We start from the raw sequence: 26,083 nt of genomic DNA, 5'->3' as shown, positions 1-26,083 counted from the left end.
CGCATCGGGGGGGTGGCGATCATGGCGATTGCCGCCCCCCTTTCGTTTTGAACGATGCAAGCCGCCGTGAAACAGGGTAGCAAACCCCTGCAACGATCGACGGGCAGGGCATGACCGACACCACCGAACTGTTCCTTGGCAGCACCGCCGATGGCATGCGCCAGTCGCTGGTCCTCAAGCGCGCCAACCGCCACGGGTTGATCGCCGGGGCGACCGGCACCGGCAAGACGGTGACGTTGCAGGGGCTGGCCGAGAATTTCGCCGCCGCCGGCGTGCCGGTGTTCGTGGCCGATGTGAAGGGCGACCTGTCGGGCATCGCCATGGCGGGCAGCGCCACCGCCAAGGGCCATGCCGCCTTCGCCGCGCGCGCCGCGCAGATCGGCGACAGCGACTGGCGCTACCGCGACACGCCGACGGTGTTCTGGGACCTGTTCGGCGAGAGCGGCCATCCGGTGCGCGCAACCGTATCGGAAATGGGGCCGCTGCTGCTCGGCCGGATGCTGAACCTCAACGACGTGCAGGACGGGGTGCTGACCATCGCGTTCCACGTCGCCGACGAGGAAGGGTTGCTGCTCCTCGACCTTGACGATTTGCAGGCGATGCTGGTGCATTGCGCCGAGCGCGCCGACGAGCTCACCACCCGCTATGGCAATGTCAGCAAGCAATCGGTCGGCGCGATCCAGCGCGCGTTGCTGCAACTCCGGTCGCAGGGCGGCGACCGGTTCTTCGGCGAACCTGCGCTCGATCTCGCCGATTTCCGCCGCGTGGGCGACGACGGGCGCGGCATCGTGTCGGTGCTGGCCGCCGACAAATTGATGGCCTCGCCCCGGCTCTACGCGACGTTCCTGCTGTGGTTGCTCTCCGAACTGTTCGAGACGCTGCCCGAGGTGGGCGACCCCGACAAGCCGGTGCTGGTGTTCTTCTTCGACGAGGCGCATCTGCTGTTCGACGATGCGTCGGACGCGCTGGTCGAAAAGGTCGAGCAGGTCGTGCGGCTGATCCGCTCGAAGGGGGTCGGCATCTATTTCGTCACGCAGAACCCGGTCGACATCCCCGACAAGATCGCCGCCCAGCTCGGCAACCGGGTGCAGCATGCGCTGCGCGCGTTCACGCCCAAGGAAGCCCGCGCGATCCGCGCGGCGGCGGAGACGTTCCGCCCGAACCCGACGATCGACGTCGGCGCGGCGATCACCGAACTGGCGATCGGCGAGGCGCTGGTGTCGGTCTTGCAGGCCGATGGCACGCCGAGCCCGGTCGAGCGGGTGCTGATCCGCCCGCCCGCCTCGCGCGTCGGCCCGGTCACGCCGGACGAACGCCGGGTGCTGATCGACACCGACGTGATCGGCGACCGCTACGACACCGCGATCGACCGCGAATCCGCTGCCGAACTGCTTGGCGCGAAGGTACAGGAAGCGCAGGCCGCCGCCACCGCCGCCAAGGCGCAGGTCGCCGCCGACAAGGCGGCGGCGCTCCAGGCAAAGGAGGATGCCCGCACCGCCAAGGAGGCCGAGCGTCAGCGCATCGCGGCGGCGCGCGAGGCGGAACGCGCCGCCAAGGAGGCTGATCGCGCGGCGGCGCGCGAGGCGGCGAACAGCCCGTGGACCCGTGCGACCCAGTCGGCGACGCGATCGGCCGGGTCGGCGGTCGGGCGGATCGTCGTCAATGAAATCGGCAAGCAGGTGTTCGGCACCACGCGCGGTGGCCGCGCGAAAGCCGGCGGGGCGCTCGGCGGATTGCTGCGCGGCGTGCTCGGCGGGCTGTTCCGGGGCTGACATGGCGACATTGCAGGCCGTGACCGGCGGGACCGAGACGCCCGACATTCCCCATTCGCTGTTCGTGATGCCGCACGGCATGGCGATCCGCTACGACCAGCCGGCGGACGCGCTGACCGATTACGTCACCGGCTATCACCTCTATGCGGCGGACGGGCCGCAGGCGATGGGGCTGGAAAACTGGTTCCTGCCCGGCACCGCCACCGTGCGGGTGCTGCTCAACGCCGGGCCGGTCGCGGTGACGATCGGGCGGCGGCGGTACGATCCCTTGCCGCAGACCAGCCTGTTCGGGCCGACCAGCCATGCGATCCACACCCGGTCGAACGGCGGCATCGCGATCGGCTTCGGCGTCAGCGCGCTGGGCTGGGCACGGTTCTTCGCCGGATCGGCCGAGCGTACCCGCGAACAGGCGCTGCCGCTGGCCGATGCCGCCGCGCCGGGGTTCGACCGGCGGTTGCTGGCGGTGCTGTCGGCCATTCCCGACGAACATGCGATGAAGCCCGCGCTCGATGCGTTCCTGATCGCCGAGATGGGGCCGAAGTCGCCCGACGAGGAACTGATCCGGCGCATCGCCCACCTCATCACCGACGATACGCCCGGCGGCGTGGCGGAGGCGGCGCGAAGCTGGGGCGTGTCGCAGGATGTCGTGCGGCGGACGTGCAAACGCTATTTCGGTTTCGGTCCCAAGACGCTGCTGATCCGCTCGCGCTTCCTGCGCTCGCTGATCCCGTTGATCGAGGCGGAGGGCGAGCAGGATTATTCGCGGATCGACGCCGCCTATGTCAGCGCGTCGCATTTCCTGCGCGATGCGCAGGCGGTGCTGGGCACGACGCCGCGCCGCTTCGTGCAGGAGGATCTGCTGTTCCTAACCGCATCGTTACGTGCGCGGGCGGCGGTGCTGGGCTGCCCGACGCAGGCGTTGCACCGGATTTAGGTCGCCTGATCCATCCAGACAGGGACGTCGCCCCAGCGAAGGCTGGGGCCTCTCGCGGCTCCTGTCGCGCATCAGTCCCGGGAGATCCCAGCCTTCGCTGGGATGACGTTCGTTTTGAGGTGAACGGATCAGCCTCCAAGGGCATCGTCACCCCGGACTTGTTCCGGGGTCCACGGCACCGCGAACGCGACGTCCGGTGCGTCAGCGGCACGGTGGACCCCGGAACAGGTCCGGGGTGACGATGGTGGGTAGGGCAGGTACGCCGCTACCCAGCCCCCCTCACATCGTCGAAAGCAGCGATTCGATCGTCACGAAGGCGAAGGCGACCGAGCTGTCGGCCACGCCGTACGGGATGAAAATCCGGTCGCCGTGGCGGATCGCGCCGCACGAATAGACGACATTGGGGACATAGCCCTCGCGGTCCTCGTTCGCCGCCGCGAGGATCGGGTCGCGGGTGCGGCCGATCACCTTGGAGGGATCGTCCTTGTCGAGCAGCACCGCGCCGATCGCATATTTGCGCATCGCGCCGACGCCATGGGTCAGCAGCAGCCAGCCCTCGTCGATCTCGATCGGCGGGCCGCAATTGCCGATCTGCACCAGCTCCCACGGATAATGGGGTTTGAGCAGCAGCTCGCCCTCGTCCCAATGGGTCAGCGTGTCGGATTTGATGAGAAACAGGTTTTCGCCGTCCTGCCGGCCGATCATCATATACTGGCCGTTCACCTTGCGCGGGAACAGGCCCATGCCCTTGTTGCGCGCGGCGCTGCCGGTCATCGGCACGAGGTCGAACGCGCGGAAGTCGCGGGTGCGCAGCAGCTCGGACTGGATCATCGATCCGTTGTAGGCGGTATAGGTGCCGAGCCATTCGAAGCTGCCGTCGTCGTGCCGGAACTGGACGAGGCGCATGTCCTCCAGCCCCTTCGACTGCGCCTGGGTGATCGGGAAGATGACGGTGCCCGACAGCGTCGAATCGCGGTGGCGGAACACCGTCACCTCGCCCTCGGGCGCCTCGTCTTCCTCGCCGATCGCGTCCGCCGCCGTCGCGAACGGCGGTTCGGGGGCCAGCACCAGCTCGTTCTCGTCGGTGATGATGCCCTCGCGGAACGCCACCGACGAGATATGCCCCTCGCCGACCGCGCGCAGCGACATCAGGATGCGTAAGCTGCCCTCAGGCATGCCCGACTGGTCGAAATGCGCCACCGCGCTGGGGTTCATCAATGCCGCTGCGGCATAGCTGTATTCGTGACAGAAATAGGCGCCGATCAACTGGCGCTTCTCGTCGCCGATCTCGGTGCCGTCGAGGTTCAGTACCGTCTCGATCTCGTCGTAGCGGGTCATGAACACCCGGCGCGTCTGCCAGTGGCGCGCCTCGAAATCCTTGAGGACGGTTTCGAGCTGCGCGCGCGTCTCGGCCGCCGACATCGCCAGCACTTCGCCCACCAGCCGTTCGGTGCGGCTGGGTGCGGAGCCGTTGCGCTGCCACGCGATATGAAACGGGCGCACCACCACGCGCGAGGGATCGGCGTACAGCCGCAAGGGGTGGTTGAAAATATCCAGCATTCGCGCGTCCACTCAATCCGGCCCGACCGTCGGGTGCCGCACCGTGCCTGTTCAGGCGACGGCGCGGCGCGGGTCTGCCACGGATGCGCCGCGCTTTGAAAGAGCCGAAATGGCGCAGGAGGCGAGTTGCAGCGCGAGAATCGACTCCGCGCCCTGGTTGCGGTTCAATCCGGTCGGCATCAACCCGTCGAAGCAACCGCCATCGGCGACGGTCGCCAGCGGCAGGTCGAGGTCGTTGGCCCCCAGATACCAGTGATAGGCCTTGAGCGCCTCGTCCCGCCAGCGCCGGTCGCCGGTTGCGTGGAACGCGGCGACGCATGCCTCGACCGTGGCCTGTGCTTCCAGTGGCTGCTGGTCGAACGGTAGCGGTTCGGCATAGGGGCGCCCGAAGCTTTCGGTGCCGACCGCGCGGAACCGGCCCTCGGGCGAGGTCTGCCGCCCGACGATCCAGTCGAGCGTGTCGAGGCCGACGTCGAGGAAATCCTCACGGCCCAGTGCCGCGCCGGCGCGGATCATCGCTTCGGGCAGGCGGGCATTGTCATAGGCCAGCACGATTTCGAACCAGCGCCATTCGGGGCGGCGCGCGGTGTCGAGCAACGTCACCAGTTCGTCGCCGAACCGCGTCGCGATTTCGGTCGACAGCGCGTGGCCGGGGACGACCTCCAGCATCGCCACCGCCGCCAGCATGGCGAAGGCGCGGGCGCGCGGGCTGCCGAGGTCGAGCGCGATCGACGCGGTCTGTTCGTAGAGCGACAGCGCCCAGTCGCGGTGCTTGCGCGAGCGTGCGTCGCGCGCGGTGATGGCGAGCGCCCACAGCGTGCGGCCGTTCGAATCCTCCGACCCTTCGTCCTCGCACCACGTCCGGTCGAAATTCATGAAGTTGCGGAAGCGCCGCCGATCGGGGTTCCACGCATATTGGACGAACGCGGCATAGAGCGTCATCCATTTGTCGCGCGCGATCTCGTCGATCTCGTCGATCTGCGACATCAGGATCAGCGCGCGGGCATTGTCGTCGATGCAATAGCCGTGACGGCGATCGGGCACCGAATAGATCGAATGCTGGAGCATGCCGGTGGCGTCGCTCATCCGCTCGACCGCCGCGAAATCGGGGGTCAGCGCGGTCAGGTCCATGTCGATCTTCATCCGGCGCGGTCGCGCGGCAAAGGCCGCCGTCACCTCCTTCAGCGCCGATTCGACGAGGCACGGCCAGAGCATGGTGCGGCCCCGCGCATAGGCGCGGGCGGCCAGATCGATGCGGCGGGCATCGTTCGACAGCAGGTCGTCGATCTCGCGCGCGAACGCTGCCGCATCGCCGAAATCGACAAGGATGCCGTGATCGTCGGCGAGAATCTCGGTCGCATGGACATAGGGGGTCGACACGACGACCTTGCCCATCGCCACCGCATAGGACAGCGTGCCCGAGGTGATCTGCGCCGGATTGGAATAGGGCGTGACATACAGGTCGGCCGCCTGGAGATAGTCGAGCAGTTCGTGCTGTTCGACGAAGGCGTCGACGAAGGCGACGTTGTCGGCGACGCCAAGGTCGGCCGCCTGCGCCTTCAACCGGTCGCGATACGCCTCGCCCTCATGCGCCACCAGATGCGGATGGGTCGCGCCCAGCACGACGTACAGCGCATTGGGATGGCGCGCGACGACGGCTGGCATCGCCTCGATCATCGTCTCGATCCCCTTGTTCGGCGCGAGCAGGCCGAAGGTCAGGATCACGTCGCGCTCGGCCCAGCCGAACGCCGGCTTCATCGCTGCGGGGGCGGCGAACGGGCGATCGGGCACGCCATGCGGAATCATCGCGATCTGGCGGCTGTTGGTGCCATGGACGCGCATCAGAATCTCGCGGCCCTTCTCGGCCATCACGATCACCTTGGCGGCGCGGCGCAGCAGCGCTTCGAGGACGCGACGCTCCTCGGCATTGGGATGTTCGAGGATGGTGTGCAGCGTGACCAGTACCGGCACGTTGACCCGGTCGAGCAGCGCCAGCAGATGCTCGCCCGCCGACCCGCCATAGATGCCATATTCATGCTGGACCCACACCGCCTGCGCGCCGCTCGCCTCGATCCGGCGCGCGGCGTCGAGATAGGCGATGCGGTCGTCCTGCGGGATCGCATGGGTGACGGCGGGCGGATAGGCATAGGCACCCGGCCGGTCGTCCATCGCATAGACGTCGACCTGAAGGTCGGGATAGCGATCGCGCAGCGCGTTGTAGGTGTCGGTGGTGAACGTCGCCAGGCCGCATTTGCGCGGCAGGAAATTTCCGATCAGCGCGATACGGTCGAGCGATTCGGGGGCGACGGTGCGGTCCATCCGGCTTCCTTTTGATGCTGCAGAATCCGCGGCATTGCGGCGGTATGCATCGAGGAAACATTTTGATACGCAGATAGTTGCATGCGGCGCGTATTGCGACGCAGCATTTTCGCCAGACCGTCACATTTGTTCGACAGGGCGTTGGGACGGATTGCAATTCAACGCGGCACCCGACCTCTCCCCTCCCTGACAAGGGAGAGGTCGGGGGTGGGTCGGCCGGTTGTGGAACGCCTGCCCTCCCTCGCGGGCCGACCCACCCCCAGCCCCTCCCTTGTCAGGGAGGGGAGCAGCCCGGCGAGCGGTTCCGCACGATACGGGTCCGTCCTGTCCTGGGCCGGATCGACATTCAGCTTTGGTAGGGGAGTTAGCCCCGCGCGCGTCATCCCCGCGCAGGCGGGGATCCATACACGCCGACGACGGTGGTAGAATCACACCCGTTGCGTCTATGGGTTCCCGCCTGCGCGGGAACGACGAAAAGCCGTAGCATTGGCTGACTGTCGATGCCGCCTGGATCGTTCGGAGCCGCGTGATACGACGAGGTTGGGAGATCGGGCCGGCACCACGAAAACGGATGCTTATCCCCGCCCGCGATAGCCCGGCACATCCTGATCGGGCACCCATACCCCCTTGGGTGGCTCGCCCAACTGCCAGAACACGTCGATCGGGATGCCGCCGCGTGGATACCAATAGCCGCCGATGCGCAGCCAGACCGGCTGCATCTCCGCGACCAGTCGCTGCGCGATGCCCACGGTGCAATCCTCGTGGAACGCGGCATGGTTGCGGAACGCCCCGAGGAACAGTTTGAGCGACTTGGATTCGACGATCGTGTCGCCGGGCACGTAATCGATCACCAGATGCGCGAAATCGGGCTGTCCCGTCACCGGGCACAGCGACGTGAATTCGGGCACGGTGAAGCGCACCAGATACGGCGTTGCCCGCGGATTGGGAACATAATCGAGCTCGGCGGCTTCCGGTGTGGCGGGAAGCGGGCTGGTCTGGCCAAGGAATTTCGGGTCCATGCCCGCCCACATAGGAAAGGCGGGGCACGAATGGAACGGGTGTTGATCCCGGTGCTGGGCGACCAGCTCACGGCCACGCTGTCGTCGCTGAAGCGCGCCGATCCCGCCGCCACGACGATCCTGATGATGGAGGTGGTCGAGGAAGCGACCTATGTCCGCCATCACCCCAAGAAGATCGCGTTCCTGTTCGCCGCGATGCGGCATCACGCCGCCGCGCTGCGCGAGGCGGGCTGGACCGTGGACTATGTCACGCTCGACGATCCCGACAATGCCGGCAGCTTCACCGGCGAGGTCGCGCGCGCGATCGGACGGCATGACCCCGCCCGAATCGTCGTCACCGAACCGGGCGAGTGGCGGGTGCAAGCGATGCTGGAGGCGTGGGAGACGATGTTCGGCATCCCCGTCGACATCCGCGCCGACACCCGTTTCCTGTGCAGCCACGACCGGTTCAACACATGGACCGAGGGGCGGCGCGAGCTGCGCATGGAATATTTCTACCGCGAGATGCGCCGCGAAACCGGGTTGCTGATGGACGGTGACAAGCCGGTCGGCGGCAAGTGGAATTTCGACAAGGACAATCGCAAGCCGCCGGGCCGCGACCTGATGATGCCGCGCCCGCTGTCGTTCGCGCCCGATGACGTGACACAGGAAGTGCTGGCACTGGTCGCCGACCGCTTCGGCGATCATGCCGGCACGCTCGACGGCTTCGACTTCGCGGTGACGCGCAAGGATGCGCTACGCCAGCAACGTGCGTTCCTGACCCATGCCCTGCCGCGCTTCGGCGACAATCAAGACGCGATGCTGACCGACGAGCCGTATCTGTGGCACGCGGTCCTCTCACCCTACATCAACGCCGGGCTGCTCGATCCGCTCGACCTCGCCCAAGCCGTCGCCAAACACTATGACGAGGGCAAGGTGCCGATCAACGCGGCGGAGGGCTTCATCCGCCAGATCATCGGCTGGCGCGAATTCATCCGCGGCATCTATTGGCGCGAGGGGCCGGACTATGGCAGCCGCAATTTCCTGAACGCGAAACGCGACCTGCCCGGTTTCTACTGGACCGGCGACACCGACATGCACTGTCTGGCCCAGGCGATCGGGCAGACGCTCCAGAACGCCTATGCCCATCATATCCAGCGGTTGATGGTGACGGGCAATTTTGCGCTGCTGATCGGTGCCGATCCGGTGCAGGTGCAACGCTGGTATCTCGAAGTCTATGCCGACGCCTATGAATGGGTCGAACAGCCCAATGTGCTGGGCATGAGCCAGTTCGGCGACGGCGGGCTGTTCGGCTCGAAACCCTATGCGTCGTCGGGAGCGTATATCGACCGGATGTCGGATTATTGCGGGGCGTGCCGCTACGACGTGAAGCAGCGGACGGGGGAGGATGCCTGCCCGTTCAATGCGCTCTATTGGGATTTTCTCGACCGCAACCGCGAGAAACTCGGCCGCAACCCGCGCATGGGGATGCCGTACCGGACGTGGGACAAGATGGCCGAGGACACGCGCGCCGACGTGCTGCAACAGGCGAAAGGGTTTCTGAAGAAGCTCGACAAGCTGCCGAAGTACGAGGGGTAGGGGAGGTCCCGGCTCCCTCCGTCATTCCCGCGAAGGCGGGAATCCATACACGCAACCGGTTCGGCTCGATCCGCGACGCCAGCGTCTATGAATCCCCGCCTGCGCGGGGATGACGATCAGGCCGGTATCCCCTCAACAACACCGCATCACCCGGTCCTTCCCGCCGCCGTAGCGCCGGTCGACCCGGTCGCGATGGAACTCGGCCAGCGTCATCACCGGCTCGCCCGGATGCGCGGCGTTCCGATGCGCGACATAGGCGTCGTAATCGGGCACGCCGACCATCAGCCGCGCAGTCTGCGCCGCCCTATGCAGGAAGCGCATCGCCGACCTCGCGCGTGGTGGGGGTGTCGCTTGCCAGCGCGCGGCGCGCCCCGGCGATGCCGTAGAACACGATCGCCAGCACCACCGCGATGAAGAAGGCGCACAGGATCGCATCGATCCGGTCGTTCAGGATGATCCGCTGCATCTCGGCGACGCTCTTGGCCGGGGCCAGCAACCGCCCTTCGGCGAGCGCGGTCGAGAATTGCTCGGCATGCGCAAGGAAGCCGATGCGCGGATTGGGATGGAACAGCTTCTGCCACCCGGCGGTCAGCGTGCAGATCAACAGCCACACGGTCGGCAGGATCGTCACCCACGCATAGCGCTGCCGCTTCATCTTGAAGAGCAGGACGGTCGACAGCGTCAGCGCGATCGCCGCCAGCATCTGGTTCGAGATGCCGAACAACGGCCACAGCGTGTTGATCCCGCCCAGCGGATCGGTGACGCCGCTGTAGAGGAAATACCCCCATGCCGCGACGGCCAGCGCGGTCGCGATCAGGTTGGGCGCGGTGCGGCTGGTGTCCTTCATCACCGGCACCATGCTGCCGAGCAGGTCCTGGATCATGAACCGCGCGACGCGAGTGCCGGCATCGACCGTGGTCAGGATGAACAGCGCTTCGAACAGGATCGCGAAATGATACCAGAACGCCATCATCCCCGGCCCGCCGATCACTTGGCTGAGGATATGCGCCATGCCCACCGCCAGCGTCGGCGCGCCGCCCGCGCGGCTCAGGATCGTCGTCTCGCCCACGTCGCGCGCCAGTTGGTCGAGCATCTGCGGCGTGACGGTGAAGCCCCACTCGCCGATCGTCCGCGCCGCCTCGACCGCCGTCGTGCCGATAAGGGCGGGCGGCGCGTTCATCGCGAAATACACGGCGGGGTCGAGCACGCAGGCGGCGATCAGCGCCATCACCGCGACGAAGCTTTCGGTCAGCATCGCGCCATAGCCGATGTAGCGCAGATGCCCCTCGCTCGCGATCATCTTGGGCGTGGTGCCGCTGGCGATCAGCGCATGGAACCCCGACACCGCGCCGCACGCGATGGTGATGAACAGGAACGGGAACAACGTGCCCGAAAACGCCGGCCCGGTCCCGTCGATGAACTTGGTGACGGCCGGCATCTCCAGTTGCGGCCGCACGATCAGGATGCCGAGCGCGAGTCCCGCGATCACCCCGATCTTGAGGAAGGTCGACAGATAATCGCGCGGCGCCAGCAACAGCCACACCGGCACGACCGAGGCGACGAAGCCGTATCCCATCAGGATCAGCGCCAGCGCCGGTCCGCTATAGGTGAACCACGGCGCCAGCGTCGCGGACCGCGCGACCGGCTCGCCGCCGACGATCGCCGCCATCAGCAGCACGAAGCCGATCGCCGACATCTCGGCGATGCGCCCCGGACGGATAAAGCGGCCATAGACGCCCATCAGCAGCGCGATCGGGATCGTCGCGAAGACGGTGAAGGTGCCCCACGGACTGCCGGTCAGCGCCTTCACCACCACCAGCGCCAGCACCGCGAGCAGGATGACCATAATCATCAGCACGCCGATCAGCGCGATGGTGCCGGGCACCACCCCCATTTCCGAGCGGATCATGTCGCCGAGCGACCGTGCATCGCGCCGGGTGGAGAAGAACAGGATCAGGAAATCCTGCACCGCGCCGGCGAATACCACGCCGACCAGCAGCCAGAGCGTGCCCGGCAGATAGCCCATCTGCGCCGCCAGCACCGGCCCCACCAGCGGCCCCGCGCCGGCGATCGCCGCGAAATGATGGCCGAACAGGACGTGGCGGTCGGTCGCGACGAAATCGAGCCCGTCGGCGCGGCGCACCGCCGGGGTGGGGCGGGCGGGATCGACCGCCAGCACGCGCCGCGCGATGAACAGGCCATAGAAGCGGTACGCGATCAGATAGACGCTGAGCGCCGCGATGACGATCCACAGCGCGTTCACGCTCTCGCCGCGCGTCAGCGCGACCACGCCCAGCGCGCCCGCGCCGACCAGCGCCAGCACCGCCCAGCCCGCGCGCGCCGCCATCGTCGCCGGCAGGATCGGTGCCGGCCCGTCCGCTAATCCCGCTGCCGCCATCGCCGTCGCTTCCCCTGTCACGCCGGCCATGGTCGTCGGGCCGGTCGCGGCGGATCATGCCAGCAAAGCGGCGGTGGGCGAAAGGGCCTATGCGTCCTAAACCCTTCGGATACAATCGTATAATATATTTGATATATATCAGTTTATGGACATATACTTTGCCCGAGTAGAAAACGGGGGAAATAAAATGACCGATTTCATGCGATTGTTGCGTGGTTCCAGCATGGCGACACTGGCGATCGGCCTTGCGATGCCGGCCTTTGCCCAAACGACGCCGCCGCCGGCCGATCCGGCCGAGGACGAAGCGATCGTCGTGACCGGCTCGCGCCTGCCCAACCCCGGCCTGGTCAGCAACAGCCCACTGACGGCGGTCAGCGCCGCCGAGATCAGGTTGCAGGGTGCGACCAACATCGAAAACGTGCTGAACCGCCTGCCGCAGATCACCCCCGATGCGAACGAGAACGTGTCGAACGGGTCGGACGGCACCGCGCGCGTCAACCTGCGCAACCTCGGCAGCAACCGCAACCTCGTCCTCATCAACGGCCAGCGGCTGCTGCCGATCCAGGCGACCGACCTCAACTTCGTGCCGACCGCGCTGGTCGAACGGATCGACGTCGTCACCGGCGGCGCCTCGGCGGTCTATGGATCGGACGCGGTGTCGGGCGTCATCAACTTCATCCTGCGCGACGACCTGAACGGCGTGAAGGGCGACGTGCAATACGGCTTTTCGGCGCACATCAACGACAATGCCGATCGCCGCGCGCTGGTCCGCTCGGCCGGATTCAGCGTGCCCACTGGATCGCCGGTCGACGGCCAGCGGTTGGATGCCAGCCTGGCGTTCGGCGCCAATTTGGACGACGGCAGGGGCAATGTGACCGCGTTCTTCGGCTATCGCGACGTGAAGCCGATCCTCCAGTACAACCGCGATGTGTCGGCCTGCGCGCTCGACCCGGTCTTCTCCGGAAATCCAGCGCAGGCCACCGCGCTGACCTGCGGCGGATCGTCGAACAACATGTATGGCCGCTTCGTACCGCTGCGCACCGGTATCGCGCCCGGCGGCTACAACAACACGATGGATGGCCAAAAGACGTGGGCGCAGTATAATAGCAGCTTCCGCTACAACTACGCTCCGCTCAACTATTTCCAGCGTAACGACACCCGTTACACCGCCGGTGCCTTCGCGCATTACGAAGTGAACTCGGCCGCCGAACTCTATGGCAGTTTCATGTTCATGGACGACCGGACCAATTCGCAGATCGCGCCGTCCGCGCTGTTCCAGGGCTATACCTACAACATCAACTGTAACAATCCGCTGATGAGCGCGCAGCAGGGACAGCTCCTGTGCGGCACCGCGTACGGCACCGCGGCGCAGCAGGACGTGTTCATCGGCTATCGTCCGGTCGCGGCACCGGCCAAGCCGCGTCGCGACGACCTGCGCCATACCGACTACCGCGTCACCGGCGGCGTGCGCGGGCAGATCGCGCGCGGCATCCGCTATGATGCGAACGCGCTGTTCTCGACCGTGATCTTCAACGAAACCTATCGCAACGACATCGATCCGGTGAAGGCGAACAAGGGGCTGAAGGTCGTCAACGTGGGCGGCGTGCCGACGTGTCTGTCGGTGGTCGACAAGTCCGATCCGGCCTGCGTACCGCTCAACGTGTTCCAGTTCGGCGGGCTGTCCGAAGCGGGGCTGAACTATATCTATGCGCCGACCAGCACCGAAGGGCTGGACAAGGAAACCGTGCTGAACGCCACCATGACGTTCGATGGCGGCGAATATGGCATGAAGCTGCCGTGGGCCGACGACGGCATCAGCGCGGTGGTCGGCTTCGAGCATCGCCGCGAAAGCCTCGAGTTCCGGGCCGACGCGCTGGCGCTGGCCAAGGGCACCAAGGAGATCGCTGGCGGCTTCAACGTGTCCGAAGTATTCACCGAAGTCAGCTTGCCGATCGTGCAGGGCAAGCCGTTCTTCGAGGAACTGACGCTGGTCGGCGGCTATCGCCTGTCGAAGTACAGCGGCAACAACGACAAGATCAGCACTTACAAGGGCGAGATCGCCTGGGCACCGGTGCAGGACCTGCGGCTGCGCGCCGGCTACAATCGCGCGATCCGCGCGCCCAACATCTCCGAATTGTTCAGCGCGCAGAGCCCGGGCAACGTCACGACGCAGGACCCGTGCGCCGGTGTCGTCGACAATGATCCGAACACCGTGTCGCCCACCGCGACGCTGGCGCAGTGCCAGCGCACCGGCGTCACCGCCCAGCAATATGGCACCATCCTCGAATGCCCCAGCGAGCAGTGCACCGGCTTCTTCGGCGGCAATCCCGCGCTCAAGCCCGAGCAGGCCGACACCTATACCGCCGGCATCGTCCTCACCCCGCGGTTCATCCGTGGCCTGTCGCTGTCGGTCGATTACTTCAACATCAAGGTGAAGGACTATATCGGTTCGATCCCGGTGCCGCTGGCGATCAGCCAGTGCGTGTCGACCGGCGATCCGTTCTTCTGTTCGCTGTTCAGCCGCAATCCACGCACGGGGTCGCTGTTCGGCGGCGACGCGACGACCGCGGGCTATATCACCTCGACCACGCAGAACACCGGTTCGCTCTCTACCAGCGGTGTCGACGTTGGGCTGAACTACAGCGGCAAGACGGCGATTGGCCGGATGGACGTCAATTTCGTCGGCACCTGGTTGCGCGACCTGACGACGCAGCCGCTGCCGGGTCTCGCCTCCTATGACTGCAAGGGGCTGTTCGGTGCCACCTGCGGCCAGCCTTCGCCCGAATGGCGGCATCAGGCGCGTTTCAGCTATACGACCGCCGATGATTTCGCGACCCTCTCGCTCAACTGGCGCTATATCGGCGGCACCAAGCTGTCGCTCAACACCAGCGATCCGTCGCTGACCGGCGCCACCTATGTCGTCAACGCCGAAATCCCCGCCTATAATTACTTCGATCTGGCGGCATCGTTCATGGTGAAGCAGGACATTGCGCTGCGCATCGGCGTCAACAACCTGTTCGACAAGGACCCGCCGGCGATCGCGCAAGGGGTGCTCGCCAGCTTCGGCAACGGCAACACCTATCCCGGCATCTACGACGTCGCCGGGCGCTCGTTCTTCGTCGGTCTGACCGCCGAGTTCTGATACCGGTACGACCGGCGGGCATCGTCCCGCCGGTCCTTTTTGTCCGAGGCCGCATGACCCTTCGCGCGCGACGCCGTTTTCCGCTGCTGCTGGCGGCGCTGCTCGCCACCCCGGCCAGCGCCCAGACCACGCCCCCGCCACCTGCCGAATGGGAACGGCCCGAGGTGATCCGCATCGGCGCCGAACCGATGCACGCGACCTTCGATGGCTATGAAAGCCGGGCCAAGGCGCTGGCGGGCGACCCCGCCGCCTCGCGCTATCATCTGTCGCTGAACGGCGACTGGGCGATGCAGCTCTCGCCCACGCCAGAAGCGCGTCCGGTCGGGTTCGAGGCCCCGTCCTACGACGTATCGCGCTGGGGAAAGATGGCGGTGCCCGGCATCCTGCAGGCGGCGGGGCATGGCGGGCCGGTGTTCGTCGGCAGCGGCTATCCGTTCCCGCGCAACCAGCCGTTGATCGACCACAAGCTCAACGAGGTCGCCTCGTATCGCCGCGATGTCATCGTGCCGCCGTACTTCGCCGGCCGCCGCCTGCTGCTGACGATCGGCGCGGCGGGCGCGGCCTATTATCTGTGGGTCAACGGCGTGCGCATCGGCTATTCCGAGGACAGCAAGCTTCCCGCCGAGTTCGACGTCACCGCCGCCGCCAGACCCGGCCGCAACACGGTCGCGATCGAACTCTATCGCTACGCCGATGGCAGCTATCTGGAGGATCAGGACTTCTGGCGCGTCAACGGCATCGAGCGCGGCATCACGCTGTACGCCGCGCCGCAGACCCGCCTGCGCGACCTGTCGGTCGAGGCGGGGTTGGACGCCGCCTATCGCGACGGGCGGCTGAGCCTCGGCATTGATACCGCCGGGGCAGGGGCGGGAACGCAGGTCCGCGCGACCTTGCTCGATGGCAAACTCAATGCGTGGACGCAGACCGCTCCGGTCGCCGCACCCCACGCGACGCTCACCGCCACGATTCCCACCGTGCGTCAGTGGAGCGCAGAGACGCCCGAACTCTACACGCTGCTGGTCGAACTGCTCGACGCCCAAGGCCGGGTGGTCGAGGCGACCAGCCGCCGCATCGGTTTCCGCACCGTCGAAGTGGCGGGCGGCGAGGTGCGGGTGAACGGTCGCCGCATCATGATCCGCGGCGTCAACCGCCACGAACACGACCCGCACACCTTCCGCATCGTCTCCGAAGCGACGATGCGCCGCGACCTCGAACTGATGAAGCGCGCCAATATCAACGCGGTGCGCACCTCGCACTATCCCAACGACCCGCGCTGGTACGACCTTGCCGACGAGGTCGGCCTGTACGTGATGGACGAGGCCAATATCGAGAGCCACGGCTATCTCAGTCTCTCGCAGGAGCGCGACAACGACCCCTCGGTGCTGCTCGGCAACGACCCCAAGTGGCGCGCGGCGCATCTCGACCGGGTGCAGCGCATGGTCGAGCGTGACCGCAACCACCCCTCGATCCTCTTCTGGTCGCTCGGCAATGAAACCGGCGTGGGGCAAAGCTTCGAGGATGCCGCCGCATGGGTCCGCGCGCATGACCGGACGCGGCTCATCAGCTTCCTCGGGTGGAGCATGAGCGGCTGGCGCCATCCGGTGAACCGCTATGTCGACATCTTCGCGCCGATGTACGACGATACGCTCAAGATCGCCGACTATGCGCGGCAGGGCGACCTGAAACAGCCACTGATCCTGTGCGAATATGCCCATGCGATGGGCAACAGCCTCGGCAACTTCGCCGAGTACTGGGACGTGATCCGCGCCTATCCGAAGCTACAGGGCGGCTTCGTGTGGGACTGGGTCGACCAGACGGTGATCCTGAAGGACGCGGCGGGCCGTGACTATTTCGCGCAAGGCCCCGATTTCGCCAACAAGGGCGGCGACGACAGCCCGGTCGGCGACGGCGTGATCCGCTCCGGCCGGACGCCCGACCCCGAATATCACGAACTGGCCAAGGTCCAGTCGCCGATCGCTTTCGTTGAGGCCGCCGGGGGCTACCGCGTCGTCAACCACCACGATCATATCGACCTGTCGCGCTTCACGCTCGACTGGGAAGTGCTGGAGGACGGACGCCCGGTCGCCGCCGGCACGATCCCTACGCCGGTGGTGGCCCCGGGGCAGACCGCGCCGCTCGCGCTGACGCTGCCCGCCCCGCGCGACCGCCAAGCCGAACGGCGGCTGGTGCTGCGCGCGCGGGCACGGGCGGGGGCGATCCCGCTGGTGCCGGCGGGCCATGTCGTCGGCTGGGACCAGTTCGCGCTGTCGCCACCACGCGCGGTGCCGCTGCCCGGCGGGGTCGCGCCGGTCGTCGATGCCGATATGCTGCGCCTCGCCAGCGGTGATGCGGTGCTGGAGATCGAGCGGGCAAGCGGCCTCGTCCGCCGCTACGCGCGCGGCGGCACGACGTTGCTGACCGGCGGCGCGCCCAATTTCTGGCGCGCGCCGACCGACAACGACATCGGCACCGGCGTGCTGAAGAGCCATGCGATGTGGAAGCAATTCTCGAACAACCGCCGCGTCGATGGCGTGGGCGTGGAGGGCGACGCGATCGTCGTGCGCCACGACATGGGGGTGGGATCGGTCGACACCGTCACCCGCTGGACCATGGGCCGTGACGGCAGCGTCGGCGTGACGATGACCTTCACCCCGCACCGCGACACGCTGCCCGATCCGCTGCGCATGGGCCTCGCGTTCAGCGGTGCGCAGGGTTTCGACCGGATCGGCTGGTACGGGCGCGGCCCCCACGAAACCTATGCCGATCGCAAGGTGTCGGGGCTGATTGCCGAGTGGCACGGCACGCTCGCGGAACAGGCGCACGGCTATGCCCGCCCGCAGGAAACCGGCGCGAAACAGGACGTGCGCCGGGTGACGCTGAGCGGGGCCGGGCTGCCAAGCCTGCGCGTCACCGGGGTCCAGCCGCTGTCGGTCAATGCGCTGGCCTTTCCCTATGCCGACCTCGAAACGAAGAAACACAGCAGCGAGATCACGGCCCATGGGCTGCCCAGCCTGTTGATCGACGCGGCGCAGGCCGGGGTCGGCGGCGATACCGGCTGGAACCTCGATGGACGACCGCACATGGCCTATCGCATCGCGCTCAGGCCCACGACTTTCGCGTTTACTCTGGGGACGGTGAAGTGAGGGCGCTCCTCGCGCTCGCGCTGGTCGCCGCGCCGGCGGCGGCGCAGGACGTGCCGGCGCGGATCGACGCTTCGCTCGCCTTGCGCGAGCGCTGGCAATGGCTGACCCGCGACATCGCCGAACCGGCGCAGTGGGACGCGGACGGCCGCCATTTCCATTATCGCAAGACGGTCGAGGGCGGCTTCGTCTTTATCGACGTCGATGCGGCCACCCTCGCCAAGTCCCCCGCGTTCGACGCCGCTGCCATCGCCGCCGCGCTGACCAAGGCGGGCGGCGTGCCCGTAGATCCGCTGCGCCTGCCGTTCGACCGCTTCGCCTATGTCGACGGGCGCAAGGCGATCGAGCTGCCCCTCGGCGAGGTCCGCATGCGCTGCACGCTGATCCAGCCGGTATGCGCACGGCTGCCCGAACCGGTGCCGCAGCGCGACCGCGGTTTCGGCGTGGTGCGCGACCTGCGCCAGCCTGCAGACAACACGCCCCGCCGCTCGCCCGACGGCAGTCTCGAAGCACTGGTGGTCGACGATAATCTGGTGGTGCGCGCCGCTGGCGGCGGCGCGGAGAAGTGGCGCGCGCAGGACGGATCGCCCGGCGACTTCCACGATCCCGAAACCATCGCGTGGTCGCCCGATGGCCGCCATGTCGCGGTCTATCGCGTCCGCCCCGGCTATCCCCGGATGGTGACGCGCATCGTCGCCGCGCCCCCCGGCCGGGTCCAGCCCGAAGTGGTGCAGCAACTCTATCCCAAGCCCGGCGACACGGTGGACCGCGAACAGCCGGTGCTGTTCGATGTCGCTACGGCCAAGCACACCGACATCGCCGACACGCTGTTCCCCAACGCCTATACCCTCAGTGCCCCCTATTGGCGGCCCGATGGGCGGACGCTGGCGTTCGACTATGTCCGGCGCGGCTTCGGCGCGGCAAAGCGGATCGTGGTCGATGCGGCGAGCGGCCAGGCGCATGTCGCGGCGAGCGACGAGTCCACGACCTTCGTGTTCCGCGACCGCATCTTCACCCATGATCTGGGCAGGGACGGCGCCGAGCTGATCCAGACCTCCGAGCGCGACGGCTGGCGGCACCTCTATCTGGTCGATGGCCGCACCGGCCGGGTGAAGCGGCAGATCACGCGCGGCAAGTGGCTGGTACGCGACATCGCGAAGGTGGACGAGGGCAAGCGGCAGATCTGGTTCTCGGCCAGCGGCTATGTGCCGGGCGAGGACCCCTATTACAAACACTGGTTCCGTATCGATTTCGACGGGCGCAACCTCACGCGCCTCACCACCGCGAACGCCACCCACGAGGTCCGCTTCGCCCCCGACATGGGCCGCTATGTCGACACCTATTCGCGCAGCGACCTGCCCGAGACGAGCGAGCTGCGTGGCCCCGACGGGCGGCTGGTCGCGGTGCTGGAGCGCGGCGATATCACCCGCCTGACCGCCGCCGGCTATCACCCGCCCGAACGTTTCGTGGCGAAGGGCCGCGACGGCGTCACCGATATCCACGGGATCGTCGTCCGCCCGCAGGGTTACGACCCCGCCAGGCGCTATCCGGTGATCGAGAACATCTACGCCGGCCCGCACGACAGCTTCGTGCCCAAGGGCTTCTGGCCGTTCGGCGGCTATTCGGGCGGCGACAAGGTGATCGGCATGCAGCAGCAGGCCGATCTGGGCTTCATCGTCGTGATGATCGACGGCATGGGCACCGCCAACCGCTCGAAGGCGTTTCACGACGTCGCGTGGAAGAACCTCGCCGACTCGGGCTTCCCCGATCGCATCGCATGGCTGCGCGCGCTGGCGGCCAAGGATGCAGCGGTCGATCTCACCCGCGTCGGCATCTACGGCGGATCGGCGGGCGGGCAGAGCACGCTGAACGCGCTGCTGTTCCATGGCGATGTCTACAAGGCCGGGGTCGCCTATGCCGGGTGTTTCGACAACCGCATGGACAAGATCGACTGGAACGAACAATGGCTCGGCTGGCCGGTCGATGCCAGCTATCTCGCCGGATCGGGCGTGGTCCATGCCGCGAAGCTGAAAGGCGAGCTGCTGCTGGTCGTCGGCGAACAGGATTCGAACGTCGACCCCGCCTCGACCACGCAGGTCGTCGACGCGCTGGTCCGCTCAGGCAAACGCTTCGACCTGCTGGTCGTGCCCAACGGCGAACATGGCGCGGGCCGCTCGACCGGCCCGGTGCCCTACGCGATGCGCCGCCAGTACGACTTCTTCCTGCGCACGCTGCGCGGGGAGGGGGTGAGCGACTGGAACGCGCGATAGGGTTGATCGACCTTCAGCCGCGTCGTCCCGCAACATTGCTCCCCTCCCTGACAAGGGAGGGGCTGGGGGTGGGTAGGCCTGCGAGGAAAGACGAGCGTTCCACAATCGACCAACCCACCCCCGCCCCTCCCTTGTCAGGGAGGGGAGAAGCCGAACCTTTCGCGGAATGTCGATCCGTCCCAGATTGACAAACCCACCCCCGGCCCTATCGTATACGGTATTCACAGGGGATGGATATGCCGATCGACCGCCGCCGCTTCCTCGCCAGCGGTGCCGCGCTGCCGCTGGCCACGCTGCCCGCCGCCGCGCGGGGGATGACCGCCGCGCTGCCCGCGCATCCCAAACCGCTGCCCCTGTCGGCGGTGCGGCTGCGCCCGTCGGACTATGCCCGCGCGGTCGAGGTCAATCGTGCCTATCTGCTGCGGCTCGATGCCGACCGGCTGCTGCACAATTATCGCAGCTTCGCCGGCCTCGCCCCCAAGGGCAAAGTCTATGGCGGCTGGGAAAGCGACACCATCGCCGGCCACACGCTCGGCCATTATCTCTCCGGCCTCGCGCTGACCCATGCCCAGACCGGCTGCCCCGATTGCGCGGCGCGCGCCGCGTACATCATCGACGAGTTGGTCGCGTGTCAGGCCGCCGACGGCTATGTCGCCGGGTTCAGCCGCAAGCGCCGCGACGGCACGATCGTCAACGGGAAGGAAATCTTCCCCGAGATCATGGGCGGCGACATCCGCTCGGCCGGGTTCGATCTCAACGGCTGCTGGGTGCCGTTCTACAACTGGCACAAGCTCTATACCGGGCTGTTCGACGTCCTCGACCATATCGGCCCTTCGCCCAAGGCGACGGCGATCATGGTGGCCTTGGGCGGCTATATCGACCGGGTATTCGCCGCGCTCACCGACGATCAGGTGCAGCAGGTCCTCGCCTGCGAACACGGCGGGCTGAACGAGAGTTTCGCCGAACTCCATGCGCGCACCAACGACCCGCGCTGGCTCAAACTCGCCGAGCGCATCTACCATAAAAAAGTGCTGGTCCCGCTGACCGAGAAGCGCGACGAACTGGCCAATATCCACGCCAATACCCAAGTGCCCAAACTCATCGGCCTCGCCCGGCTGTACGAGATCACGGGCAATCCGGGCCACGCCACCGCCGCGCGCTTCTTCTGGGAGCGCGTCACGCGCCACCACAGCTATGTCATCGGCGGCAACGCCGACCGCGAATATTTCAGCGCGCCCGACAGCATCGCCCAGCACATCACCGAACAGACGTGCGAGCATTGCAACACCTACAACATGCTTAAACTCACCCGCCACCTCTATGGCTGGGCACCCGACGGCGCGCTGTTCGACTATTACGAACGCGCCCACCTCAACCACGTCATGGCGCAGCAGGAGCCGGTGAACGGCGGCTTCACCTACATGACCCCGCTGATGACCGGCACGAAGCGCGAATATTCGGCCCCCGATGGCGAGGAATTCTGGTGCTGCGTCGGCACCGGCATGGAAAGCCACGCCAAGCACGGCGAGAGCATCTTCTGGTCGGGCGACGATACGCTGATCGTGAACCTCTATATCCCCGCCGACGCCGAGTGGGCGGCGCGCAGCGCGCGGGTCGGCCTTGCCACCGACTATCCGTTCGACGGCCAGGCGACGCTGACCTTCACCACGCTCGGCAAAGCCGGCCGCTTCCCGGTCGCGCTGCGTATCCCCGGCTGGGCGAAGTCGGCCGAGATACTGGTCAACGACCGCCCGCACGATGCCGCCCGCGCGAGCGGCTATGCGGTGATCGATCGCCGCTGGAAGGCCGGCGACCGCGTGACGATCCGCCTGCCGCTCGACCTGCGGCTGGAGGCAACGCCGGGCGATGCGCAGACCGTCGCGGTGCTGCGCGGGCCGCTGGTGCTGGCCGGCGACCTCGGCCGCGCCGACGGGACATGGGACCAGCCCGATCCGGCAATGGTCGGCGACGACCTGCTCGCCCGGTTCCAGCCCGTTGCCCTTGAGGAAGCGCAATATCGCACCGCCAGTCTCATCCGCCCCGGCGACCTGACCTTCGTCCCCTTCTATCGCCAGTACGACCGGCGCAGCGCGGTCTATTTCCGCCGCTTCACCGATAGCGAATGGGCGGTCGAGGAAGCCGCCTTCCGCAAGCGGCAGGCCGACGAGCGTGAACTCGCCGCCCGCTCGGTCGACGTGATGCACCTCGGCGAAATGCAGCCCGAGCGCGACCACAATCTCACCTCCGACATCTCCTACCCGCTCAGCTATCGCGGCCGCGCCGGGCGCGACGCGCGCACCGGCGGCTTCTTCCAGTTCACCATGGCGGTGAAGCCCGGCCCATTGGTGCTGCAGGCGACCTATTGGGGCGACGAGGGCAAGCGCTCGTTCGACATCCTCGTCGACAATCAGCGCATCGCCACCCAGTCGCTCGACCGCAGCCGGCCGGGGACGTTCTTCGACGTCGACTATCCGGTCCCCGAACCGCTGACCCGCGGCAAGGCGAAGATCACCATCCGCGTCGTGCCGCACGACAAGAACACCGCCGGCCCGGTGTTCGGCATGCGCCTGTTCACCGCCAAGCCGGGGACGACCGCATGAGCGACACCGTCCTGATGACGCTGGACGAGGTGCGCGCCTATGCCCGCGCCACGCTGCGCCGCGTCGGCCTCTCCGAACCGCATGTCGTCGCGGTTGCCGAGACGATGGTCGCGGGCGAGCGCGACGGCTGCGGAAGCCATGGCCTCTACCGCCTGCTCGTCGCCGCGCACAGCGTCGCCAGCGGGGTGGTGGTGCCCGATGCGGTGCCGGTCCTCTCGCGGCCCAAACCCGCGCTGGTCCGCGTCGACGGGCAGGGTGGTTTCGCGCAACTGGCGTTCGAGACGGGCCGCGAAGCACTGGTCGAGGCGACCCGTGCGAACGGCATCGCCGCCATGGCGCTCAACAACATCGTCCATTTTGCAGCACTCTGGCCCGAGGTCGAGGCGCTGGTCGCCGACGGCCTCGTGGCACTCGCCTTCACCCCCAGCCATGCGTGGGTCGCGCCGGCGGGCGGCACGAAGCCGGTGTTCGGCACCAACCCGATCGCATTCGGCTGGCCGCGCCCGGGCCCCAACCCGTTCGTGTTCGACTTCGCGACCTCGATGGTGGCGCGCGGCGAGATCGAGCTGCACCGCCGCGCCGGCAAGGCCATCCCGACCGACTGGGGCATCGACCCCGACGGCAACCCCAGCGCCGACGCACAAGCGGTACTGGCCGGCGCGATGCGCACCTTCGGCGGGCACAAGGGGTCGGCGCTGGCGGCGATGGTCGAACTGATTGCCGGGCCGCTGATCGGCGACCTGACCAGCGCCGAATCGATCGCGCGCGATGCGGGCCGCAAGGGATCGCCGATCGGCGGCGAACTGATCCTCGCGATCGATCCCGCCGGCTTCCTCGGCGACGCGGCGGCCGACCATCTCGCGCGTGCCGAGGCGATGTTCGAGGCGATCGAGGGGCAGGGCGCGCGCCTGCCCGGCAGCCGCCGCCACGCCGCCCGCGCGGTCAGTGAACGCGAAGGGGTGCGGGTGTCGCGGGCGCTGCTCACGGACATCGACGCAGTGGCAGGAAAGGCGAAGTGATGCGGAACGACACCCCTATCCCCACCCCGGACTGGTTCTGGGGTCCACCTCGCCACGAACGTCGTCGCCCGATCCACGACACGCATCGCTCGCCGACAAGTGGACCCCGGAACCAGTCCGGGGTGACGATGCTGGTGTCGGCCTTCGCCCTCCTCCTCGCCACCCCCGTCATGGCGCAGCAACCGCAGGGGACCCCCGCCGACACCGCCTTCGCCACGCTCGCCACGTCCGAGTACGACTGGCGCAAGGCGCAGGCTGGCCCCGGCGAGGATTCGTCGGTTGCGCCCGATGCTGGCCTGTCCGACGTCGGCCCCGCCGCACAGGCCGCCCGCCTCGCCCGGTGGGAAACGACCGCCCGCGCACTGGACGCGATCGACCCGGCCAAACTCTCGCCCGGGGTGCGCGACGACTACACCGTCTACCGTGCGCAGGTCGCCGCGCTGCTCGCCGCGCAGCGCTTCCGCGACTGGGAAAAGCCGCTCAACGCCGACAGCAGCTTCTGGATCGACATCGCCGGCATGGCGGGCGAACCGCTGCGCGACGCGGCCGGCTATCGCGGCTATCTCGCCCGGCTGGCGCAGATCCCGCGCTATTTCGACCAGAACATCGCCAACATGCGCGCCGGCCTCGCGCGCGGCTTCACGCCCCCGGCGATCACGCTGCAAGGGCGCGACGCCGGCGTGGCGGCGGTGGTCGCCGCGCCCGGCGAGGCATCGCCCTTCTACGCCCCGTTCAAGGCCATGCCGGCGACGATCCCACCCGCAACCCAGGCAAGCCTACGCGCCGAAGCGCTGCGCCTGATCGGCAGCGCGGTGATCCCCGCGCACCAGCGGCTCCTCGCGTTTCTGCAACAGGACTATATCCCGGGCGCGCGCACCAGCCTCGCCGCTTACGACCTGCCCGATGGCCGCGCCTACTACGCCTCCAAGGTCCGCGAATATGTCACGCGCGACCTGACCGCCGATCAGGTCCATGCCATCGGCCTCGCCGAAGTCGCCCGTATCCGAGCACGGATGCAGACCGTGATGCGCGACGCGAAATGGCAGGGCGATTTCCCCGGTTTCCTGCACTTCCTGCGCACCGATCCGCAATTCTACGTCACCACGCCGCAGGCGCTGCTCGACCGCGCGGCATGGATCGCCAAGACGTTCGACGGCAAGGCGGCGCAATATTTCAACCGCATGCCGCGCGCGCGTTTCGCGATCAAACCGGTGCCGGCCGACCTCGCCCCCTTCTACACCGGCGGGCGCGGCGGGCCGGGCATCTACCTCGTCAACACGTACAATTTGCCCGCGCGCCCGCTCTATTCATTGCCCGCGCTGACGCTCCACGAAAGCGCGCCTGGCCATGCGTGGCAGATGTCGTTCGCCGCCGAGCTGGACGACCTCCCCGCCTATCGCCGCGACGCCTATCTCTCGGCCTATGGCGAGGGCTGGGCGCTGTATTCGGAGGCGCTCGGCGAAGAGATGGGGATGTACACCACCCCGTATGAAATCTTCGGCATGCTCAGCTACCAGATGTGGCGCGCCGCCCGGCTGGTGGTCGACACCGGCCTCCACTCGCAAGGCTGGACCCGCGAGCGCGCGCAGAATTTCCTGAAAGACAATACCGCGCTGTCGACCCACGAGATCACGACCGAGGTCGACCGCTACATCGCATGGCCCGGACAGGCGCTGAGCTATTACATGGGCGAGATGGCGTTCGTGCAGGGCCGCGCAAAGGCGGAAAAGGCGCTGGGCGACAAGTTCGACATCCGCGCCTTCCACGACGCGATGCTGGCGCTGGGATCGGTCCCGCTGCCGATGATCGACGCGCGGGTCGACCGTTTCATCGCCGAGGGCGGCAAGGGGCCGTATCCGCTGGGGTAGGGGTACGGTTGCCGGTCCTTCGGTACACGCTGCCCGGAACCGGACATTGTGTGGCAACCCGATCGGACGTTACACCATCCATGCCAGCATGACGGAATTGGTAGACGTATCGCTACAGCGATCCCGGAACCGGGTGCGGGTTCGATCCCTGCCGCTGGCGGATTCGCATGATTGCGAACACCGGCCATGGCCCTAGACCAGCGTGTAAGGCTTACGTGGAGGATGTGGTGAACAAGTTTGTTTCCGCGATTCTGATAGCCGCCGCGTCTGTCTACACGCTGATGATTGTATTCCTCGTCGTGTTTACGATCGGGTTCTTCGGCGCTGGAGGCATCGGCAAAAATCCAGGCAGTCTTGCGATCTTCTGCTCGCTTGCACTGTCGCCTCTGGTGGTATGTTATTATTGTTTGAGGCGGGCATCGGCGTGGCGTCGCGGTAAACGCCCGCCCGTCTGAAAAGGGGCA

15 protein-coding genes and 1 pseudogene are annotated in these 26,083 nt (G+C 67.3%); 11 read left to right on the top strand and 5 right to left on the bottom strand.

Translation table 11 applies throughout. The features are described from left to right. Positions 1 to 110: 110 nt before the first annotated feature. On the top strand, positions 111 to 1,772 hold the full coding sequence (locus tag ASG37_RS14510) for a helicase HerA-like domain-containing protein (RefSeq protein ID WP_055761825.1): 1,662 nt from the start codon (positions 111 to 113) through the stop codon (positions 1,770 to 1,772). Position 1,773: 1 nt separating this feature from the next. Further along, positions 1,774 to 2,706 carry a hypothetical protein gene (locus ASG37_RS14505; protein WP_055761822.1) on the top strand — a complete coding sequence of 311 codons (933 nt, stop codon included), beginning with the start codon at positions 1,774 to 1,776 and terminating at the stop codon, positions 2,704 to 2,706. 279 nt (positions 2,707 to 2,985) lie between these two features. On the opposite strand, the gene ASG37_RS14500 is transcribed toward ASG37_RS14505, so the two are convergent. The 3 genes from ASG37_RS14500 to queF all read right to left on the bottom strand — a co-directional run bounded on the left by ASG37_RS14500 (position 2,986) and on the right by queF (position 7,604). Next, positions 2,986 to 4,266 (bottom strand): glycoside hydrolase family 130 protein, encoded by a 1,281-nt coding sequence (locus ASG37_RS14500; RefSeq protein ID WP_055761819.1) that lies wholly within the window; start codon positions 4,264 to 4,266, stop codon positions 2,986 to 2,988. 51 nt (positions 4,267 to 4,317) lie between these two features. Continuing rightward, complete coding sequence (locus ASG37_RS14495) at positions 4,318 to 6,585, bottom strand: glycosyltransferase family 4 protein (RefSeq protein WP_055761817.1); 2,268 nt, start codon at positions 6,583 to 6,585, stop codon at positions 4,318 to 4,320. A 575-nt stretch (positions 6,586 to 7,160) separates the two neighbouring features. Then, a complete protein-coding gene (queF, locus tag ASG37_RS14490) occupies positions 7,161 to 7,604 on the bottom strand; it encodes a preQ(1) synthase (protein WP_055761814.1) in 444 nt (147 codons plus the stop codon). A gap of 30 nt (positions 7,605 to 7,634) precedes the next feature. Here queF and ASG37_RS14485 point away from each other — a divergent pair, with 30 nt between their 5' ends. Next, complete coding sequence (locus ASG37_RS14485; RefSeq protein WP_055761811.1) at positions 7,635 to 9,182, top strand: cryptochrome/photolyase family protein; 1,548 nt, start codon at positions 7,635 to 7,637, stop codon at positions 9,180 to 9,182. A gap of 132 nt (positions 9,183 to 9,314) precedes the next feature. On the opposite strand, the gene ASG37_RS14480 is transcribed toward ASG37_RS14485, so the two are convergent. After that, positions 9,315 to 9,503: a YbdD/YjiX family protein gene (locus tag ASG37_RS14480; protein WP_055761808.1), complete on the bottom strand. Its 189-nt coding sequence runs from the start codon at positions 9,501 to 9,503 to the stop codon at positions 9,315 to 9,317. Continuing rightward, positions 9,487 to 11,529, bottom strand: a complete 2,043-nt coding sequence (locus ASG37_RS14475; RefSeq protein ID WP_055761806.1) for a carbon starvation CstA family protein — start codon at positions 11,527 to 11,529, stop codon at positions 9,487 to 9,489. Before ASG37_RS14475 ends, ASG37_RS14480 begins: the two co-directional genes overlap by 17 nt. A 238-nt stretch (positions 11,530 to 11,767) precedes the next feature. Here ASG37_RS14475 and ASG37_RS14470 point away from each other — a divergent pair, with 238 nt between their 5' ends. From ASG37_RS14470 to ASG37_RS17725, 8 genes and pseudogenes are all read left to right on the top strand, one after another. Further along, positions 11,768 to 14,722 carry a TonB-dependent receptor domain-containing protein gene (locus ASG37_RS14470; protein ID WP_156349224.1) on the top strand — a complete coding sequence of 985 codons (2,955 nt, stop codon included), beginning with the start codon at positions 11,768 to 11,770 and terminating at the stop codon, positions 14,720 to 14,722. Positions 14,723 to 14,775: 53 nt separating this feature from the next. Continuing rightward, positions 14,776 to 17,865, top strand: coding sequence for a glycoside hydrolase family 2 TIM barrel-domain containing protein (locus ASG37_RS14465; RefSeq protein ID WP_055761803.1), 3,090 nt, complete (start codon positions 14,776 to 14,778; stop codon positions 17,863 to 17,865). Beyond that, positions 17,862 to 20,132, top strand: coding sequence for a DPP IV N-terminal domain-containing protein (locus ASG37_RS14460; RefSeq protein ID WP_055761800.1), 2,271 nt, complete (start codon positions 17,862 to 17,864; stop codon positions 20,130 to 20,132). Before ASG37_RS14465 ends, ASG37_RS14460 begins: the two co-directional genes overlap by 4 nt. 236 nt (positions 20,133 to 20,368) lie before the next feature. After that, positions 20,369 to 22,732, top strand: coding sequence for a glycoside hydrolase family 127 protein (locus tag ASG37_RS14455; RefSeq protein WP_055762412.1), 2,364 nt, complete (start codon positions 20,369 to 20,371; stop codon positions 22,730 to 22,732). Then, positions 22,729 to 23,751: an Ldh family oxidoreductase gene (locus ASG37_RS14450; RefSeq protein WP_055761799.1), complete on the top strand. Its 1,023-nt coding sequence runs from the start codon at positions 22,729 to 22,731 to the stop codon at positions 23,749 to 23,751. Before ASG37_RS14455 ends, ASG37_RS14450 begins: the two co-directional genes overlap by 4 nt. A gap of 128 nt (positions 23,752 to 23,879) precedes the next feature. After that, positions 23,880 to 25,619, top strand: a complete 1,740-nt coding sequence (locus ASG37_RS14445; RefSeq protein ID WP_055762408.1) for a DUF885 domain-containing protein — start codon at positions 23,880 to 23,882, stop codon at positions 25,617 to 25,619. An 82-nt stretch (positions 25,620 to 25,701) separates the two neighbouring features. Beyond that, positions 25,702 to 25,779, top strand: a pseudogene (locus ASG37_RS14440). 67 nt (positions 25,780 to 25,846) lie between these two features. Then, positions 25,847 to 26,074 (top strand): hypothetical protein, encoded by a 228-nt coding sequence (locus tag ASG37_RS17725; RefSeq protein ID WP_156349222.1) that lies wholly within the window; start codon positions 25,847 to 25,849, stop codon positions 26,072 to 26,074. Positions 26,075 to 26,083: the final 9 nt, after the last annotated feature.

It is taken from the genome of Sphingomonas sp. Leaf407 (assembly GCF_001425385.1).
GTDB lineage: Bacteria > Pseudomonadota > Alphaproteobacteria > Sphingomonadales > Sphingomonadaceae > Sphingomonas.
Note: the sequence above shows the minus strand (reverse complement) of the source record. Positions and strands in the feature narration are given on the sequence as shown.